The sequence below is a fragment of the Limnohabitans sp. 103DPR2 genome, assembly GCF_001412575.1.
Classification (GTDB): Bacteria; Pseudomonadota; Gammaproteobacteria; order Burkholderiales; family Burkholderiaceae_C; genus Limnohabitans_A.
In genome coordinates, this window is the sequence record NZ_CP011834.1 from 1925898 (window position 1) to 1944372 (window position 18475).

General features: G+C 52.7%; 20 protein-coding genes and 2 tRNA genes. 19 read left to right on the plus strand and 3 right to left on the minus strand.

Annotation, left to right across the window (positions count from 1 at the left end):
- The first annotated feature begins 55 nt into the window (after window positions 1-55).
- A complete protein-coding gene (locus tag L103DPR2_RS09275; RefSeq protein WP_055361960.1) occupies window positions 56-817 on the plus strand; it encodes an SDR family NAD(P)-dependent oxidoreductase in 762 nt (253 codons plus the stop codon).
- Between the two features lie 67 nt (window positions 818-884).
- Here L103DPR2_RS09275 and L103DPR2_RS14495 read toward each other — a convergent pair whose 3' ends face one another.
- Window positions 885-1466: a superoxide dismutase gene (locus L103DPR2_RS14495; RefSeq protein WP_055360833.1), complete on the minus strand. Its 582-nt coding sequence runs from the start codon at window positions 1464-1466 to the stop codon at window positions 885-887.
- Between the two features lie 117 nt (window positions 1467-1583).
- Window positions 1584-2882, minus strand: coding sequence for an exodeoxyribonuclease VII large subunit (gene xseA / locus L103DPR2_RS09285; protein WP_055360834.1), 1299 nt, complete (start codon window positions 2880-2882; stop codon window positions 1584-1586).
- A gap of 318 nt (window positions 2883-3200) precedes the next feature.
- Between xseA and L103DPR2_RS09290 the strand changes: the two genes are divergently transcribed.
- The 6 genes from L103DPR2_RS09290 to adk all read left to right on the plus strand — a co-directional run bounded on the left by L103DPR2_RS09290 (window position 3201) and on the right by adk (window position 7028).
- Window positions 3201-3818: a MotA/TolQ/ExbB proton channel family protein gene (locus tag L103DPR2_RS09290; RefSeq protein ID WP_055361961.1), complete on the plus strand. Its 618-nt coding sequence runs from the start codon at window positions 3201-3203 to the stop codon at window positions 3816-3818.
- Between the two features lie 18 nt (window positions 3819-3836).
- The gene (locus L103DPR2_RS09295) at window positions 3837-4265 is read left to right on the plus strand and encodes an ExbD/TolR family protein (RefSeq protein ID WP_055360835.1); all 429 of its coding nucleotides are present in this window, start codon (window positions 3837-3839) and stop codon (window positions 4263-4265) included.
- 24 nt (window positions 4266-4289) lie between these two features.
- Entirely contained in the window at window positions 4290-5273 is a 984-nt protein-coding gene (lpxK, locus tag L103DPR2_RS09300) for a tetraacyldisaccharide 4'-kinase (RefSeq protein WP_055360836.1), read from the plus strand.
- 4 nt (window positions 5274-5277) lie between these two features.
- On the plus strand, window positions 5278-5484 hold the full coding sequence (locus tag L103DPR2_RS09305) for a Trm112 family protein (RefSeq protein ID WP_055360837.1): 207 nt from the start codon (window positions 5278-5280) through the stop codon (window positions 5482-5484).
- A gap of 17 nt (window positions 5485-5501) precedes the next feature.
- Window positions 5502-6263: a 3-deoxy-manno-octulosonate cytidylyltransferase gene (gene kdsB / locus L103DPR2_RS09310; RefSeq protein ID WP_055360838.1), complete on the plus strand. Its 762-nt coding sequence runs from the start codon at window positions 5502-5504 to the stop codon at window positions 6261-6263.
- A 105-nt stretch (window positions 6264-6368) separates the two neighbouring features.
- Entirely contained in the window at window positions 6369-7028 is a 660-nt protein-coding gene (gene adk, locus L103DPR2_RS09315; RefSeq protein WP_055360839.1) for an adenylate kinase, read from the plus strand.
- Window positions 7029-7083: 55 nt separating this feature from the next.
- Here the strand turns inward: adk and L103DPR2_RS09320 are convergent, their stop codons facing one another.
- A complete protein-coding gene (locus L103DPR2_RS09320) occupies window positions 7084-8061 on the minus strand; it encodes an asparaginase (protein WP_055360840.1) in 978 nt (325 codons plus the stop codon).
- 83 nt (window positions 8062-8144) lie between these two features.
- On the opposite strand from L103DPR2_RS09320, the gene lexA reads away from it, so the two are divergent.
- The 12 genes from lexA to L103DPR2_RS09380 all read left to right on the plus strand — a co-directional run bounded on the left by lexA (window position 8145) and on the right by L103DPR2_RS09380 (window position 18472).
- Window positions 8145-8816 (plus strand): transcriptional repressor LexA, encoded by a 672-nt coding sequence (gene lexA, locus L103DPR2_RS09325; RefSeq protein ID WP_055360841.1) that lies wholly within the window; start codon window positions 8145-8147, stop codon window positions 8814-8816.
- A 61-nt stretch (window positions 8817-8877) separates the two neighbouring features.
- Window positions 8878-9198: a hypothetical protein gene (locus tag L103DPR2_RS09330; RefSeq protein ID WP_055360842.1), complete on the plus strand. Its 321-nt coding sequence runs from the start codon at window positions 8878-8880 to the stop codon at window positions 9196-9198.
- A gap of 100 nt (window positions 9199-9298) precedes the next feature.
- A complete protein-coding gene (locus L103DPR2_RS09335; protein ID WP_055360843.1) occupies window positions 9299-10306 on the plus strand; it encodes a D-2-hydroxyacid dehydrogenase family protein in 1008 nt (335 codons plus the stop codon).
- Between the two features lie 53 nt (window positions 10307-10359).
- Window positions 10360-11880 (plus strand): 3-hydroxyacyl-CoA dehydrogenase, encoded by a 1521-nt coding sequence (locus L103DPR2_RS09340; RefSeq protein ID WP_055360844.1) that lies wholly within the window; start codon window positions 10360-10362, stop codon window positions 11878-11880.
- Between the two features lie 4 nt (window positions 11881-11884).
- The gene (locus L103DPR2_RS09345; protein WP_055360845.1) at window positions 11885-12664 is read left to right on the plus strand and encodes an oxepin-CoA hydrolase, alternative type; all 780 of its coding nucleotides are present in this window, start codon (window positions 11885-11887) and stop codon (window positions 12662-12664) included.
- A 55-nt stretch (window positions 12665-12719) separates the two neighbouring features.
- Window positions 12720-13439, plus strand: coding sequence for a Crp/Fnr family transcriptional regulator (locus tag L103DPR2_RS09350; RefSeq protein WP_055360846.1), 720 nt, complete (start codon window positions 12720-12722; stop codon window positions 13437-13439).
- 49 nt (window positions 13440-13488) lie between these two features.
- Window positions 13489-14574 (plus strand): phosphotransferase, encoded by a 1086-nt coding sequence (locus L103DPR2_RS09355; protein ID WP_055360847.1) that lies wholly within the window; start codon window positions 13489-13491, stop codon window positions 14572-14574.
- 35 nt (window positions 14575-14609) lie between these two features.
- A complete protein-coding gene (locus tag L103DPR2_RS09360; protein WP_055360848.1) occupies window positions 14610-15869 on the plus strand; it encodes an acyl-CoA dehydrogenase family protein in 1260 nt (419 codons plus the stop codon).
- Between the two features lie 126 nt (window positions 15870-15995).
- A tRNA-Pro gene (locus tag L103DPR2_RS09365) sits at window positions 15996-16072 on the plus strand.
- Window positions 16073-16121: 49 nt separating this feature from the next.
- Window positions 16122-16198, plus strand: a tRNA-Arg gene (locus tag L103DPR2_RS09370).
- Window positions 16199-16311: 113 nt separating this feature from the next.
- The gene (locus L103DPR2_RS09375; RefSeq protein ID WP_055360849.1) at window positions 16312-17508 is read left to right on the plus strand and encodes an ABC transporter substrate-binding protein; all 1197 of its coding nucleotides are present in this window, start codon (window positions 16312-16314) and stop codon (window positions 17506-17508) included.
- Between the two features lie 100 nt (window positions 17509-17608).
- Window positions 17609-18472, plus strand: a complete 864-nt coding sequence (locus tag L103DPR2_RS09380) for a branched-chain amino acid ABC transporter permease (protein ID WP_055360850.1) — start codon at window positions 17609-17611, stop codon at window positions 18470-18472.
- Window positions 18473-18475 lie beyond the last annotated feature (3 nt).

An 18475-nucleotide genomic window follows, 5' to 3' on the forward strand; every position in this document is an offset into this window, starting at 1 on the left:
ATTTAAAGGCACACTTTTGGTTTGGGACATCAACCCTTCACATCCAAGGAGACCTATGAAACTGTTCAACCTCACTGGCAAAGTTGCCATCGTCACAGGCGCCAGCCGCGGCATTGGCCGATCCATCGCATTTCAATTGGCCCGCGCAGGCGCCAAAGTGGTGGTGTCGAGCCGTAAATTGGACGCCTGCGAAGCGGTGGTCAAGGAAATTCAAGCCGAAGGCGGCACGGCCATGGCCATCAGCGCCAGCATTGCAGTCAAGGACCAACTGCAGGCGATGATTCAAAAAACCAAAGAAACGTGGGGACCGATCGACATCTTGGTCTGTAATGCCGCCAGCAACCCCTACTACGGCCCTGCTACCGGCATGAGCGATGAGATCTTCAACAAAGTGATGCACAACAACGTGTTGTCCAGCACTTGGCTTTGCAACATGGTCTATCCAGACATGAAGGCTCGCAAAGATGGCGCCATTGTCTTGGTGTCATCGGTCGGTGGTTTGCACGGCTCCGCCGTCATTGGGGCTTACAACATTTCCAAAGCAGCCGACATGCAACTGGCTCGCAACTTGGCAGTTGAATGGGGTCCCGACAACATTCGCGTCAACTGCATCGCGCCAGGCCTCATTCGCACTGACTTTGCCAAAGCCTTAACAGACGACCCCGTGAAAGCGGGCATGGTTGAAAACGAAACGCCCTTGCGCCGCATTGGTGAACCCGATGACATTGGCGGCATTGCCGTTTTGCTGGCCAGTGCCGCGGGCAAATACATCACGGGTCAAACCATCGTGGCCGATGGTGGCATGATGATTCGCTGAGCTTCAGCGTACGAAAAAAAAACAGCCCCAAGGGGCTGTTTTTTTTTGCAGCTTGGCAATTCGCAAATTAAGCGAAATTGGCTTCTGCGAAAGACCAGTTGACCAACTTGTCCAAGAATGTTTCAACAAACTTAGGACGCATGTTGCGGTAGTCAATGTAGTAAGCATGTTCCCAAACGTCCACTGTCAACAAGGCTTTGTCGGCTGTTGTCAGGGGTGTGCCTGCGGCGCCCATGTTGACGATGTCGACGCTACCGTCAGCCTTTTTAACCAACCATGTCCAGCCAGAGCCGAAGTTGCCCACGGCGCTTTTGACAAAAGCTTCTTTGAACGCAGCGTAGGAGCCAAATTTGGCGTTAATGGCAGCAGCCAAAGCGCCTGTAGGTTCACCACCGCCGTTGGGCTTCATGCAGTTCCAGAAAAAGGTGTGGTTCCAGATTTGAGCGGAATTGTTGTAGATACCGCCGCTGGATTTCTTGATGATTTCTTCCAAAGACATTGATTCAAATTCAGTGCCTTTTTGCAAATTGTTCAAATTCACAACGTAAGCGTTGTGGTGCTTGCCATGGTGAAATTCCAAAGTTTCTTGGCTGTAGTGAGGGGCCAATGCGTCGATGGCATAAGGCAGTGCTGGCAGGGTATGTTCCATGGTGTCCTCGTAAAAGTGCAATAAAAATCAAAAGACTATTGTAGGTTGATCAGGCACATTTGTCTGCGTCAGACCCGCAAAAAGCTCACGCCTTCAAGGGTTGCCTCTAACGGGGTGCTAGCTTTGGGATTTAACCTGCAGTAGCACCTCGCCATCAGCCAAGGTGGCCGTCACACGCTGGTCAGTTTGAAAACTGCCCACCTTGGTCAAGGCCTGTCCCGCCTCATCCGTCAGCCACGCATAGCCTCTGTCCAAAACCAAGTGGGGGTCTAGCAACCCAAGGCGCGTTTCGAAATTTTGAAGCTGTCGATGCGCATCGTTCAGGTTTTGTTGACGCGCTCGGGGCATGGACTCCGCCAGTCGCTGCAATTTTTGCTGATTGCGTTGAACCTGGCCTTTCAGGCCAAACATCATGGCCTGAGAAATTCTCGACAAACGGCGGGTTTGGTCACTCAAGCGCGAAGAAGGTCGACCTAGACGCCCTGCTATCCAATCGAGTCGTTGATTCATTCTGTCGACAGTGAGGTTCAGTGCAGACGCGAGTTCTTCTTGGAATGCATCCAGTTCCCCCAACAACTGGGCTCTTTCAGTGGCCACCATTTCAGCAGCTGCTGTGGGCGTTGGCGCGCGTAAATCAGCGGCGAAGTCTGCGAGCGTGAAATCAGTTTCATGACCGACACCCGACACAATGGGAATCGGGCACGAGGCAATCGCTCGGACCAAAGACTCGTCGTTGAAGGCCCATAAATCCTCCATGGCACCACCACCGCGTACCATCAAGATGACATCCACGGCCAGCCCTTGGGGTGATGCGTTTGTTGTCGGACCTTGCCAGCCGACCAACTGCTGAAGACTGCGCAGCAACTCCAAGGGGGCGTTGGCACCTTGAACTGAGGCCGGCGCCAAAATGACAGGAATGTGCGGGACACGCCTTTGCAAGGCTGAGGCCACATCGTGCAATGCCGCAGCCCCCAAAGATGTGATCAAGCCGATGGCACGAGGTTGCGCGGGGATGTCTTGCTTGCGAGATGGTTCAAACAAGCCTTCTGCCTCAAGCGTGGCTTTGAGCTTGAGAAACTGGGCGAACAAATCGCCTTGCCCAGCCCGCTGCATGCTGTCGACAATCAACTGCAAGTCGCCTCTGGCTTCGTAAACGCCCAATTTGCCGCGAACTTCAACCAACTCGCCATCGCGCGGTACAAAGCCCAAAGCACTGGCGGCCCTTTTGAACATGGCACAGCGTATTTGCCCGCTGTTGTCTTTGAGATTGAAATAACAATGGCCACTGGCTGCGCGCGCAAAGCCAGAAATTTCGCCCTTGACCGCAACAGGATTGAAGCGCGCATTCAAAGTGTCTGCAATTGCAAGGCACAAAGCACCAACCGACCAAACACGTGGCTCAGAATCTACGCGCATGACAAAAAAGCCTTATTTTTTGCGGGTTTTAGAAGCATTTCTACAGCCAAGCCTTTAATTTCAATCCGAAACAGTCCACAGTTTCGGATTAGCAAGGCGGTTCACTGAATAAACGGCCAAACAAATGCATTCATTCTTGTAAGTCATTGATATCATTGAAAAAAATATTGATCAAATAATAAGCAGTCAAAAGAAACCCAGGATTCATGCGGTTTACAAGGCCGTTCTGGCCATGTTCTTCACAAAGTTATCCACAGAATGACGGAACAATTCCATCAGCCATAATTAAAACTGAAACCAGAAGTAGAAAGATTGATTTTGTTAAGCATCATACAAGCCGCAGGTTGGCCCATTTGGCCTTTGATCCTCTGCTCCATTTTTGCACTCGCTATCATTTTCGAGCGCATCTTTGCTTTGCGAACGTCCAAAGTGCTGCCAGCAAACGCGCTAACCAAAGCCATCGACAGCACACGACAAGGCTTCCCCTCCGATGCAAGCCTTCAAGAATTGGCCCAAATGGGTTCCGTTGGACCCATTTTTGCAGCGGGCCTTCAGACATTGGCGCTCAATCCCTCCGCCAGTCACCAAGACGTGCGAGAAAGCATGGAAATGGAAGGCCGAATGGCGGCGCAAGGACTTGAGCGTTACCTGAACGCTTTGGCCACATTGGCGTCTGCGGCACCCTTGCTTGGCTTGTTGGGAACCGTCATTGGCATGATTGAATTGTTTGGTTTGCAATCGCCTGGACAACAACAACCCGTTGAACTGGCCCACGGCATTTCGGTGGCGCTGTACAACACGGCATTGGGCCTGTTGGTCGCTATTCCTTGCCTCATGGCATGGCGTTTTTTCAAAGCCAAGGTCGATCGCATGGTGCTCCAAATGGAGTGGGCATCCGAGCGTTTTGCAAGACATTTGGCCGCCATGCGCGATTGATTTTTCAAAAGGCCCGCCTTGAAATTCAAAACCACCGCACCAGCCGAACCCGACATCAATTTGATCCCGTTCATTGATGTCTTGCTGGTCATCCTCATTTTTCTGATGCTCACCACCACGTGGTCCAAGTTCAATGAAATGAACTTGAGCTTGCCATCAGCCAATTCGCAACAGTCTTCAGGCACACCCCAAACTTGGGTGGTGTCAGTCAATGCGCAAGGCATGTACGCTGTCAATGGTGCAAAACTCGAAGGCAAAACACCGCAAGACATTGGCACGGCACTCAGCAGCATGAACAAATCAGACGCCACCTTGTTGATCAAAGCCGATGCATCCGCTTCTCATCAAGCCGTGGTCAATGTCCTTGAAGCAGCGCGCATGCAAGGCATTTCCAAAATTTCGTTTGCCACGCAAAATGCGTCTGGCAACAACTTGACCAAGCCATAAGCGTTATTCGCTGAGCGACGCACCATGCAATGGCTTCATCAACTGCCACGCCATTGGCAAACCACTTCAGTCATCACCTATTTGTTGTGGCCCATCGAACTGCTTTACAAATTGGCCTGGTTTGTTCGGCGCTCATTGTTCGCCTTGGGATTCATTCAAACACACAAGCTTGATGCCACTGTCATTGTGGTGGGCAATGTGGTGGCGGGAGGCGGCGGCAAAACCCCGCTCACGATGGCCATCGTGCAACGCTTGACACAACAAGGTCATCAAGTGGGTGTGGTGTCCAGAGGCTACGGACGCACGCAAGATCAAATTCAGCTGGTCAACGCGCAAAGTTCAGCCGATCAAGTAGGTGATGAGCCCTTGTTGATTTTTCAGAAGTGCCAAGTCCCCGTCGCAGTAGGCGCCAATCGCGTCGCTACGGCACAGCAGCTCTTGCATCAGTACCCCAACATCCGCTTCATTGTTTGCGATGATGGCTTGCAACATGCAGCGCTTCAAAGGGACATCGAAATTTGCGTCATGGACAGCATGGGCATCGGCAATGGGCACCTGCTACCGGCCGGCCCCTTGCGAGAGTCTTGGCCCAGAACTGTCGACTTGTTGCTTCACACGCAGCGCAGAACTTTGGCTGAAGGCTTCGAGTCCACTCGCCAACTCAGTGCGCAGGCCATCAATGGCTTGGGTCAATCCATCGAATTGACTGCGCTCCAAAATCAATCTGTTGAAGTGGTGTGTGGTATTGCGAAACCAAAGGCTTTCGCCCACATGCTGGAAGAGCGCGGCATTCAAATTGCACAATTCCATGCCCTGCCCGATCACGCCAACTTTTCAAACTGGCACGCATCCCATCCCCATTTGAAATTGCTGTGCACAGAGAAAGACGCCATCAAGCTTTGGGCAACTCACCCTGAAGCTTTTGCGGTTCCTCTGCTGTTTGAGCCAGAATTGTCGTTCTGGCAGGCATTCGATGCACTCGTCAACACCCGTCACCGTTATCATTGAAGCCATGGACACGAAATTACTCGAACTGTTGGTTTGCCCAGTCACCAAGGGCCATTTGGATGTGCAACGCGAATTGCAAGAGCTGTGGTCGCGCAGTGCGCGTTTGGCTTACCCCATTCGAAATGGCATTCCGATCTTGCTAGAAAACGAAGCACGCACACTCAGTGACGAAGAATTGGAATCACTTAAACCCCGTACGCCTTTGGTCTAAACAGCCCGACCACTGACATGAGTCGCTCTTTCACAGTCCTGGTTCCCGCGCGATTAGCGTCAACACGGCTACCCAACAAACCCTTGGCAGACATTCAAGGCTTGCCCATGGTGGTCAGGGTTGCGCAGCGTGCTGCATTGTCCAACGCATCGCAAGTGGTGGTTGCAGCAGACAGTCCAGACATTGTTTCTGCTTGCGAAGCTCATGGCATTAAAGCTTTGCTCACCCGCATTGATCATCCCAGTGGCAGCGATCGGTTGGCAGAAGCCAGCACCTTGCTCGGATTGACAGACGACGATGTGGTGGTCAATGTGCAAGGCGATGAACCCCTGATCGACCCAGATTTGATCGACCAAGTTGCCTCTTTGCTGGCTCAACGCCCCTCGGCCAGCATGAGCACCGCAGCCCATGCCATCCACCAACTTGCAGAATTTACCAACCCCAACGTGGTGAAAGTGGTTCTGGATCAGGCGCAACTGGCCTTGTATTTCAGCCGTGCGCCCATTCCTTGGTGGCGCGATGGCAACACCCAAGGCATTCAACAACTGCCGTCCCCCGCGCCACTCAGGCACATTGGCATTTATGGCTACCGAGTGGGTTTTTTAAAAGCCTTCCCCCAGTTGCCCCCTGCTCCCATTGAAAGCTGCGAAGCACTGGAACAGTTGCGCGCCATGTGGCATGGCCACAAAATTGCAGTCCACGTCACAGAAAAAGCCCCAGGCCCAGGCGTTGATACACCCGAAGACCTGGCACGCGTTCGTGAACTTTTCAAGGCCTGATCCCCGCGAAGGGCTGGCGTCAGGAAAATTTGGGATTCCCATGCTATTCTCCAGTGAGAGCCATGCAGGCTGTGGCGAAAGATTTAACAACTATTCGGAACTTCCATGAGACTGATTCTTTTAGGCGCACCTGGTGCGGGCAAAGGTACGCAAGCGGCCTTCATTTGCGAGAAATTTTCCATCCCGCAAATCTCCACAGGCGACATGTTGCGTGCCGCTGTAAAAGCGGGCACCCCGCTCGGTCTTCAAGCCAAAGCCGTCATGGAATCGGGCGGCCTGGTCAGCGACGACCTCATCATCAACTTGGTCAAAGAACGCATTGCGCAAGCAGATTGCGCCAATGGCTTCTTGTTTGATGGCTTCCCTCGCACCATTCCCCAAGCTGATGCCATGAAAGCCGCAGGCGTCAAACTCGACTACGTGCTCGAAATTGATGTGCCCTTTGATGCCATCATTGAGCGCATGAGCGGACGTCGCTCACACCCTGCGTCTGGCCGCACCTATCACGTCAAATTCAATCCACCCAAAGTGGAAGGCAAAGACGATGTCACCGGCGAACCCTTGGTTCAACGCGAAGACGACAAAGAGGAAACCGTCAAAAAGCGCTTGGACGTCTACAGCCAACAAACACGCCCCTTGGTGGCCTATTACTCCGATTGGGCTAAAGCTGAAGCACACGCTGCGCCTCAGTACCGCGCCATCAGCGGCATGGGCTCAGTGGAGGACATTACCCAGCGCGCCATGCAAGCTTTGGGCGCTGCCTGATCACGCGCACGTGCGATGTCCAAATCCGGCTGAGGCCGGATTTTTTTTGGGTAAATCAGTCGGTTGGCTTGGACACCATGTCCAGTATCAAAGCCACTCTTGATTTGACTGGGCTCAATCCTGACAGCACAGGGAAGATGTGTGACGCCGTCACGATCACAGGCCCTTGGTTGCACCGACTGGCAACACGAATTTGCACGCCCGCATCTTGCGCACGCAGCAGCCCTTCCTTCAAATCGGTACTGACAGAGCCGTTGCCTGTTCCTGCAAGCACGATGCCTCGTACGCCGGCATTGATTAGCAGATCTACCAGCTTAGAACTGGCTTGCACATGGTTCATGATGACTTCAACCCATGGCCATGATGCGGGATCAGGTAAGTGAGAAAGCTTGATTTTGTTGGGCTGAGCCACTGGCGCAAACTCTGAACGCCATGTCACATGGTCCTGAATGACTGTGCCTGCCAAGCCAGCTTCGCCCGAGTCAAAGGCATTCAACCGCGTGGGATGTACTTTTTGAACATGCTGACTGTGGTGTATTTCGCCAGCTGCCACCATCCAAACACCAGCGCCTTTGGCAACTGATGCCAACGTCAATGCGTCTCGCAAATTTTGGGGGCCATCGGCATCTTTGAAATTGGCAGGACGCATGGCACAAGTCAGCACAATGGGTTTTTCATTGGCAATGACACGGGACAAGAAATAAGCCGTTTCCTCCAGCGTATCCGTGCCATGGGTGATCACCACCGCCGCCACATCATCCTGCGATAGCCAAGCCTCACAACGCTGAGCCAAGTGATACCAAGTGGCAAAGTCCATGTCTTTGCTGTCCAGCTGCGCCACTTGTTCAGATTCAAATTGGTAGCCGCTCAAGGCCTCTGGAAGACCCTGTCCGATTTCTGCAACAGACTGGAGCAAGACATCAATCCCCCTCTGAGCAGCCTTGTAACTGAGCCCCTCAGAAGCCGAACTGGACTCGCCCGCAATCGTGCCGCCGGTGCCTAAAACAACAATTTTTTGATTTTTTGCTTGCATTTCAAAAAAGACTGGTTAAAAATACAGTTACTGGATAAGAAAACAGTTATCTGTCAACTCAGCCACCTTTCAAGGACCGCACCATGATCGATCAACCCAAGCTCACAGCCCGTCAGCAACAAATTTTGGAGCTCATCCAAAAAACCATCGCTGAAACTGGCGCACCGCCAACACGCGCAGAAATTGCACAGGTATTGGGTTTCAAATCTGCCAATGCAGCCGAAGAACACCTGCAAGCTTTGGCACGCAAAGGCGCCATCGATTTGGTCAGCGGTACATCCCGCGGTATTCGTCTCAAAGGCAACTCACGAGACAGCCTGCGCAACTCTGGCGACCTGTTCAGCCTGCCATTGCCAGGTTTTGCCCAATTGGCATTGCCACTCATTGGACGTGTTGCTGCCGGCTCACCTATTTTGGCCCAAGAACATGTCGATCGCACCTATCACGTCGAAACTCACCTGTTCCAAGAGCAACCCGATTATTTGCTTCGTGTTCGTGGCATGTCCATGCGCGATGCAGGCATCATGGACGGCGACTTGCTGGCCGTGAAAGCCACCAAAGAGGTACGAAATGGCCAAATTGTGGTTGCACGACTTGGTGAAGAAGTCACCGTCAAGCGCTTGCGTCGCCAATCCGATCGCATTGAACTGCTGCCCGAAAACCCCGACTACCCCATCATTTTGGTTCAACCTGGCGAACCCTTTGACATCGAAGGTTTGGCTGTGGGTCTCATCCGCAACACGCTGCTGATGTAAATCTCTCATTGCCCTGTCCACCGCATTATTTGATTCGCTCATCCATTTTCAAAGATTAGATATGACCATCGCACTCCTCGGCATCACAAGCATTTACAACGGTTTTCAAAAATTCCTCAGCTCTTCAATGAACTTGGACAACCCATTTGAAAAGGCCCAGCCAAGTCACAAAGTCAGCATTTCTGGTGCAAGTCCAAGTTCAAGCTTGGGGCCTCGACAAGCACAACAACGTGCACTTCGCGTCCTTCGCGTGTCAGAGCAAGGCGAAACCGCCTCTTGCGCAGGTCGAATGGTCATTTCTGGCCGCATGGCCGACGTCTGCGCCGAACTCGACCGTTTGGTTGCTTTAGAAGCCAAAAGCAAGCCTTCCCTGCCCCATTAATCCCCCTGCACCATTGCTGCCATTTATGCAGTGCATTTTGGTGCTCAAAATTTGAATTCAGAAGGCCATAGAAGCCTTCGGGCAAGGCACAATAGTGCCTATGAACATTGTGATCCTTGACGACTACCAAGATGTCGTCCGAAAACTAGATTGCGCGTCCAAATTGGATGCCTACAGCGCCAAGGTCTATACCAACACCGTCAAGGGTTTGGGCCAATTGTCTGTGCGACTTAAAGACGCAGACATTCTGGTTTTGATTCGCGAACGCACACACCTCAGCAGACAACTGATTGAAAAGTTGCCTCGACTTAAACTCATTTCACAGACTGGCCATGCAGGCTCTCACATTGATTTAGAAGCTTGCACCGAGCGAGGCATTGCTGTGGCCCAAGGCACCGGATCACCTTACGCACCGGCCGAGCTCACATGGGCACTGATCATGGCTGCGGCACGCAGATTGCCGCAATACATTGGCAACCTCAAACATGGTGCTTGGCAACAATCAGGCCTCAAGTCTGCATCCATGCCTGTCAATTTTGGAATGGGAACGGTTTTGCGCGGCCGCACCATGGGCATCTGGGGCTACGGCAAGATTGGCCAGCTGGTCGCAGGTTACGCCAAGGCCTTTGGCATGCAAGTTGTAGTTTGGGGAAGTGAAGCCTCAAGGGAAAAAGCAGCACAGCACGGCTACATTCCAGCCACCACACGTGAAGCCTTTTTTGAACAAAGTGATGTGATCTCTTTGCATTTGCGTTTGAACGATGCCACACGCGGCATCGTCACGCTCGACGACTTGTCACGCATGAAGACCAGCGCCATGATTGTGAATACATCGCGCGCAGAACTGATTGAACCCGATGCACTCATCAGTTCACTCAACCGTGGTCGTCCTGGCTTGGCTGCCATTGATGTCTTTGAACATGAACCCATCTTGCAGGGTCATGCTTTGCTGCGTCTCGAGAATTGCATCTGTACACCTCACATTGGCTACGTCGAAAAAGACAATTACGAGTTGTACTTTGGTGCAGCGTTTGACAACGTCGTGAACTTCATCAAAGGCACACCGACCAATATCGTCAATCCCGGCGCACTTCAAGTTCGTCGCTGAAAAACACACTGCGCGGATGCAGTAACTTTTTTTTACAAATTCGAATTCAACAAATGACCATCGCATTCAATCAAGTGGCCGTCATTGGCGCAGGCGCTATGGGCCGCGGCATTGCTCAAATTGCCGCACAAGCAGGTAGCCAAGTCTGGCTTTATGACACGCAAGCAGACGCCATTCAAAAAGCCAAAGAAGCCGTCTTCCAAGTCTGGGAATCACTGGCCACCAAAGGGCGACTGGATGCAGACACCGTCAATGCCTACAAATCACGTTTAAACGGTGCCAGCACCCTGAATGATTTGAAGTCGTGTGAGTTGGTTGTTGAAGCCATCGTTGAACGCTTAGACATCAAAAAATCATTGTTCGTTGAACTTGAAAACTTGTTGCCTGAGACGGCTGTACTGGTCACCAACACCTCTTCACTGTCCGTCACCGCCATTGCAGCAGCCTTAAAGCGACCAGCCAATTTTGCGGGTTATCACTTCTTCAATCCTGTTCCCTTGATGAAGGTTGTGGAAGTCATCGCAGGTTTGAAAACCAACCCAGCAGTTTGCGAACGTCTCACTGAATTTGCAACGCAAATGGGCCACACACCCGTCCAAGCGAATGACACGCCTGGTTTCATCGTCAACCATGCGGGCCGTGGTTACGGCACTGAAGCGCTGCGCATTGTGTCCGAGGGCGTGGCCGATTTCGCCACCATCGATCGAATTTTGAAAGACCAAGTCGGCTTCAAATTAGGCCCCTTCGAACTGTTCGATCTAACGGCATTGGATGTCTCACATCCTGTTATGGAATCCATCTACAACCAGTACTACCAAGAACCACGCTACAGACCCAGCGTCATCACAGCCCAGCGTCTTGCAGGCGGTGTCGTTGGCAAAAAAGTAGGTGAAGGTTTTTACACTTATGTAGAAGGCAAGCCCGTGATTGCGCCCGAGCCGCCAGTACCCGAGGTTAAAGAATTCCCACCTGTCTGGGTTTCGCCTCGCGCCTCCAGAAGGCTTGAGCTTCTTCAGCTGTTGAAGGACTTGGGTGCCACCATTGAAACAGGGGCATCGCCTTCTCCACAAGCGCTGACGCTGGTAGCGCCATTGGGCTTTGATGTCACCACTGTGGCTGTGGTTGAGCGTTTGGACCCTGCCCGCACGGTTGGCATCGACATGTTGTTTGACGATGCAGCCACCAAGCGCCGCGTCTTGGCCACCAATCCTGCCACACGCAGCGACATGCGCGACGCAGCCCATGCCTTGTTTGCCAAGGATGGCAAAGCTGTCAGTGTGGTTCGCGACAGCGGTGGCTTCATCACGCAACGTGTGGTGGCCAATATTGTGAACATTGCAGCCGACATGTGCCAACAACGCGTGTGCACGCCGCAAGACTTGGACATTGCAGTCACCTTAGGTCTGGGCTACCCTGTCGGCCCACTTGCCCTGGGTAACAAGCTAGGCCCCACCAATGTTTTAGAAGTGCTGTTCAACCTGCAAACCGTCTATGGCGACCCACGTTATCGCCCGAGTCCATGGTTGCGTCGCCGTGGTGCCATTGGTTTGTCTCTTTTGCAAACCGAGGACTGATCTCATGTCAGCACAACTGCTCAGCACCAGCGAAGGCGCCACACTCATTTTGACCCTCAGCAATCCTGAACACAGGAATGCACTGGGCCCAGAAATGTATGCAGCCGGCGTCGAAGCGCTTAGCGTGGCCGAGTCCAGCTCAGAGGTCAAGAGTGTGGTGATCACGGGTGACGGTGGTTTGTTCAGTGCCGGTGGCAATTTGCAGCGCCTGAACGACAACCGTCAAAAACCGCCAGAGCACCAAGCCCAAAGCATTGAGGGTTTGCACAACTGGATTGAAGCCATTCGCACTTTTCCCAAACCCGTCATTGCGGCCGTTGAAGGACCCGCTGCTGGCGCTGGTTTTTCATTGGCATTGGCCTGCGACATGATTGTGGCAGCACGCAACAGCATTTTTGTCATGGCCTACAGCAACATCGCTTTGTCGCCGGATGGCGGCGGTACATGGAGCTTGTCGCGCGTCATGCCCCGTCAATTGGCCACAGAGCTCTTGATGTTGGGTGATCGAGTGGGCGCCGAGCGGTTACACGAATTAGGCGTTGTGAACAAATTGTGCGAGCCTGGGCAAGCCTTGGGCACAGCACTCACCATGGCCAGCAAGTTGAACCAGCGTGCACCCAATGCATTGGCCAGCATCAAAGAACTGTTAAACGAAGCGGATGGTTCAAGCTTGAACCACCAATTGGCCCAAGAACGTGATCATTTCGTTAAAAATTTGCACCATGCCAACGCTGGCATCGGCATTTCAGCCTTTTTGAACAAAGAAACACCGCGCTACGAATAAGACCGGGTCTCACAGGCGACAATTTTCACCAACCCAGTCACGCAAAAGACAGACTATGGACGAACCCATTCTTACGATGGAGGAAAGAGAATCAATCAACGCAGGACGTTGGTTTTCTACCCTTTCACCTTCACTCCGACACGACATTCTTCGATGTGCCTACGTCAAGCGTTACAAAGACGGCGAACTGATTGCAGCCCGCGGCGAGCCGCCGGAGCAATGGATCGCGTGCGCCAAGGGCGCCGTGCGCGTCAGTTCCACATCGGTCTCGGGCAAACTGATCACCCTCACCTACGTCGAGCCAGGCATTTGGTTTGGCGACGTGTCAATATTCGATGGCGACAGACGCACGCACGATGCGTATGCTCACGGAGAGACCACCACGCTCAACGTAGCCAAAGCGGATTTCAAAAAAATTCTCTCCTCGCATGTAGAGCTTTACGACGCCATGCTTCGACTGCACGCTCGGCGCATTCGCCAGCTGTTTGGCTTGGTCGAAGACTTGAACACCTTGCCATTGCGCGCGCGACTGGCCAAACAATTGAACCACTTGCTGCGCAGCTACGGTGTGCCCAGCCTGTCGGATGCCAAAGCCATTCGCATCAGCTTGCAATTGGCGCAAGAAGAATTGGCGCAACTGCTGGGCGCATCACGTCAGCGCGTCAACCAAGAGCTCAAGCAAATGGAGCGCGAACATGTCATCAAAATCGAGCCTGGTGGCCTGACGGTTCTCGACAGAGAAGCACTTCTGAAAATCGTGGATTCGGACGACTGAGCAGCGATTTTAAAAAACCAAGTTTGTTTACATACGGCGGTACTCCCACATGAGCCAGTTTGATCATTTCGTGGGCACCCGCCCCGTCACCGGCACACACGCCTTTGATGTGCCAGCACTTGAGGCATGGCTCCAAGCCAACATGCCTGGATTTCAAGGCCCCTTAACAGTTGAAATGTTCAAAGGTGGCCAATCCAATCCCACCTACAAACTGCTCACACCCGCATGTTCGTATGTCATGCGCGCAAAGCCTGGCCCTGTTGCCAAACTTCTGCCTTCAGCACACGCGATTGAGCGCGAATTTGCGGTCATGAAAGGTTTGGCCGGAACAGCCGTGCCAGTTGCCAAAATGCATGTGCTTTGTGAAGACGAGGCCATCATTGGCCGCGCTTTTTATGTCATGGAATTTGTGGCGGGTCGCGTGTTGTGGGATCAATCTTTGCCCGGCATGACCAACGCACAGCGTGGCGAAATTTACGACGAAATGAACCGCGTCATTGCTGCGCTGCACACCGTGAAGTTTGCGGACCAAGGCTTGGCCAACTATGGCAAACCTGGCAGTTACATCGAGCGCCAAATTGGACGCTGGAGCAAACAATACGTCGCCTCGGTCACGCAAGCCATTCCTGAAATGGACAAATTGATGGCTTGGTTACCCGCCAACATTCCAAGCAGCGCCAAAGATGAATCCTTGGTCAGCATCGTTCATGGCGACTACCGCTTAGACAATCTGATGTTCCATCCCACCGAGCCCAAAGTGTTAGCGGTGTTGGATTGGGAACTGTCAACACTGGGGCACCCATTGGCCGACTTCAGCTATCACTGCATGGCATGGCACATCAAGCCAGGCTCATTCCGTGGCATTGGCGGCTTGGATCACAAAGCCTTGGGTATTCCTGATGAAGCCGAGTACATCAAACGCTACTGCGAGCGCACTGGTTTTACCACCCCTGAAAAGTTGGCCACAGACTGGAACTTTTACATGGCCTACAACCTCTTCCGCATCGCCGCCATTTTGCAAGGCATTGCCAAACGCGTGGAAGACGGAACGGCATCGAGTGAACAAGCAAAAGCTTCGGGCGCTGGCGCCAAACCCATGGCGGAAATGGCGTGGCACTTCGCCAGCCAAGTCTGACCCACCCCCTATCGAAATTCAACAGGAGACCTTCAATGCAATTCGAATACTCAGACAAAGTCAAAACCATGCAAGCACGCTTGCTGGCTTTCATGGACGAGCACATCTATCCCAACGAGGCACGTTTCTTTAAGGAGATTGAGGACAACCGCGCCAAAGGCAATGCATGGGTTCCTACCAAAATTGTGGAAGAACTCAAACCCAAAGCTCAGGCTGCAGGATTGTGGAACTTGTTTTTGCCCAAGTCGCCTCGTGCACCTCAAGGCCTGTCCAACTTGGAATACGCGCCCTTGTGCGAGATCATGGGTCGTGTGCCATTTGCTGCAGAAATTTTCAATTGCTCTGCACCCGATACGGGCAACATGGAAACGCTGGAGCGTTATGCCAGCGAAGAACTTAAAGACATTTGGCTTGAGCCCTTGTTGCGCGGCGAAATTCGTTCCGCCTTCTTGATGACAGAACCTGAAGTGGCCTCGTCGGATGCCACCAACATTCAATGTGAAATTCGCCGTGAGGGTGATGAGTACGTGATCAACGGTCGCAAGTGGTGGTCGTCTGGTGCGGGAGACCCACGTTGCGCCGTTTACATCGTCATGGGCAAAACAAATCCGGATGCAGGTCGTCACGAACAACAGTCCATGATTGTGGTGCCCGCCAATTCGCCTGGCATTACCGTGGTCCGTGCCTTGTCGGTGTTTGGTTACGACGATGCACCCCACGGTCACATGGAAGTGGTCTTGAAAAACGTGCGTGTACCAGCCAGTAACTTGCTGCTCGGCGAAGGTCGTGGTTTTGAAATTGCCCAAGGCCGCTTAGGCCCTGGACGCATTCACCACTGCATGCGCACCATCGGCATTGCCGAGCGCGCCTTGGAGTTGATGTGCAAGCGCCTTAACTCACGTGTAGCGTTTGGTCGCGAAGTCGCACGCCAAACAGTGTGGCAAGAACGCATTGCAGAATCACGCTGCATGATTGAACAAGCGCGCTTGCTCACGCTCAAAGCGGCTTACATGATGGACACGGTCGGCAACAAAGTGGCCAAGGCTGAAATCGCCATGATCAAAATTGTGGCACCTCAAATGGCTTGCCAAATCATCGACTGGTCGATTCAAGCGCACGGCGGCGGCGGTGTTTCACAAGACTTCCCCTTGGCTTATGCCTATGCGCACCAGCGTACTTTGCGTTTGGCCGATGGTCCGGACGAAGTGCACCGCAACTCTTTGGCCAAGCTCGAATTGGCCAAACACTTGCTGATGCCGGGCGAAGTTGAAATGCCTGTCACACGCGGCAGCTGATCGACTTACGCGGTAGGTGATCCCATGCGCTTACCTACCGCATCAGAGCGAATGTTGAAAAATGCATGAACTTTTTCATCCAATTTCAAGTTTTGGCCCGATCCCGCATTAGAATATGAGGCTTGTCGGAGCGTAGCGCAGTCTGGTAGCGCATCTGGTTTGGGACCAGAGGGTCGAAGGTTCGAATCCTTTCGCTCCGACCATTCATTTCAATTAAAGGCCCTACCTTCTTGGTTCTAGGGCCTTTTTTATCTGCCCGTAGCTCAACTGGATAGAGCAACGGCCTTCTAAGCCGTAGGTCGGGGGTTCGAGTCCCTCCGGGCAGGCCACCTACAAACTTTCCCCTCTTTTGTTTTCATGATGCCATTGCAGGCATCAGGGTTTTGCCTAGCTTTTCCCCTCCTCAATATGCAACATAATGCATCTCACAAGGAGATTTCTCATGACTAATTCCCCCTCACGTCGCCTGGTTTTAACGCGCAGTGCCGCTTTGGTTGGTGCTGCCAGTTCTGGTTTGTTGTTGCCTGAATGGGCGCTGGCCCAGTCCGGCAAAATTCGCGTTGGCTTGATGTTGCCGTATTCAGGCGCCTTCGCTCCCTTGGGCGTGGCCATTGAAAATGGTGTGCGCATGGCCATCAATGAGCAAGGCGGCAAATTGGCAGGTCGAGAAATCGAATGGTTCAAAGTTGACGATGAATCAGAACCTTCCAAAGGCATTGAAAACGCCAACAAATTGGTTCAGCGCGACAAAGTGGATGTGTTGATCGGCACGGTTCACTCTGGCGTTCAGATGGGCATCCAAAAAGTTGCACGCGACTCTGGCGTGCTGACCCTCATTCCCAACGCAGGTGTCCATGCTGCTACGCGTGCTTTGTGCGCACCCAATGTGTTCCGCACCAGTTTTTCTAACAGCCAACCCACATTGGCTTTGGGTCAAGCCATGGTCGCCAAAGGTCACAAGAAGGCTGTTTGGATCACTTGGAAATACGCAGCGGGCGATGAAGCCTATGAAGGCTTCAAAGAGAGCTACACCAAAGCAGGCGGCACCATCGTCAAAGAGTTGGGCTTGCCCTTCCCCAACGTTGAATTCCAGGCCTTGCTGACCGAAATTGCGGCCCTCAAACCTGATGCAGTCGCTTGCTTCTTTGCGGGTCCTTCTGGCGCAAAGTTCATGAAAGACTTTGCAGCAGCTGGCCTCAAAGGCAAGATCGCTTTGTACGGTTCTGGCTTCTTGACAGAAGGCGTACTGGAAGCCGCTGGCCCCGCAGCAGATGGAGTCATGACCACGCTGCATTACAGCGACTCATTGGACACACCTCGCAACAACAAGTTCCGCTTGGAATACGCCAAAGCCTTCAAAATGCAACCTGACGTGTATGCCGTTCAGGGTTACGACACTGGCTTGTTATTGCTCCAAGGCGCCAACGCTGTCAAAGGCGATTTGTCCAAGAAATCGGAGCTCTACAAAGCCATGGAAGGCGCTGTGATTGACAGCCCACGTGGCAAGTGGACCATGAGTAAATCCCACAACCCCGTGCAAGACATCTACTTGCGTGTGGCGGAAAAAGGCGAAAACAAAGTGATCGGCGTTGCAGCCAAAGCCTTGGCCGATCCTGGTACAGGCTGCCGAATGGGCTAATTGCAGCTCACGATGCCAAAGCGGTGGAGCGATCCGCCGCTTTTTTTCTGCCTAGATGGGCGCGCTATGCTCATCGCATCTGTGTGATTCTTTCCTCCTTATGGATTTCGTCAATTTCCTCATCCAATTGCTGAACAGTGTTCAGTATGGGTTGTTGCTGTTCATGTTGGCTGCTGGCCTCACGCTGATCTTTGGCATCATGGGCGTGGTCAATTTGGCCCATGGCAGCTTCTACATGCTAGGCGCCTATCTCGCGTATTCTCTGGCCGCTCTGACACAAAGCTTGACGATGGCCATCTTGTTGGGCACCCTGCTGTCCGTGCTGTTTGGTTTGATATTGGAGTGGCTGCTGTTCAGACACTTTTACAAACGAGACCACCTTGACCAAGTGCTGCTGACCTTTGGCTTGATCTACATTTTTGAAGAAATGCGTTCCATTTTGTGGGGCGACGATGTGCATGGTGTCACCATTCCCGATGTCTTAAGCGCTTCGATTCCTCTCACAGACACTTTGTCGTATCCCGTTTATCGCTTGTTCATGTCGGGCGTTTGTTTGATCTTGGCTTTGGGCCTTTACTTGCTCATTTCAAAAACACGCCTCGGCATGAAAATTCGTGCGGGCGCTTTTAATCATGAAATGACTGAAGCACTGGGCGTCAACATCAAACTGATTCATGCTCTGGTATTCGCGCTCGGTGTTGGCCTGGCCACCATTGCGGGCATGGTGGCAGCGCCTGTCTCCAGCGTCTACCCCAACATGGGCTCGCAAGTTCTGATCATGTGTTTTGTGGTGGTGGTGATTGGCGGCATTGGCTCTGTCAAAGGCGCACTGATTGCTGCCTTGTTGGTGGGATTGGTGGACACATTTGGCAAAGTGTTGTTGCCCCAAGTTTCTGGCATGTTGGTCTACGTGCTGATGGCCCTTGTTTTACTTTACAAGCCTGAAGGCTTGTTCAAGAACTAAGGT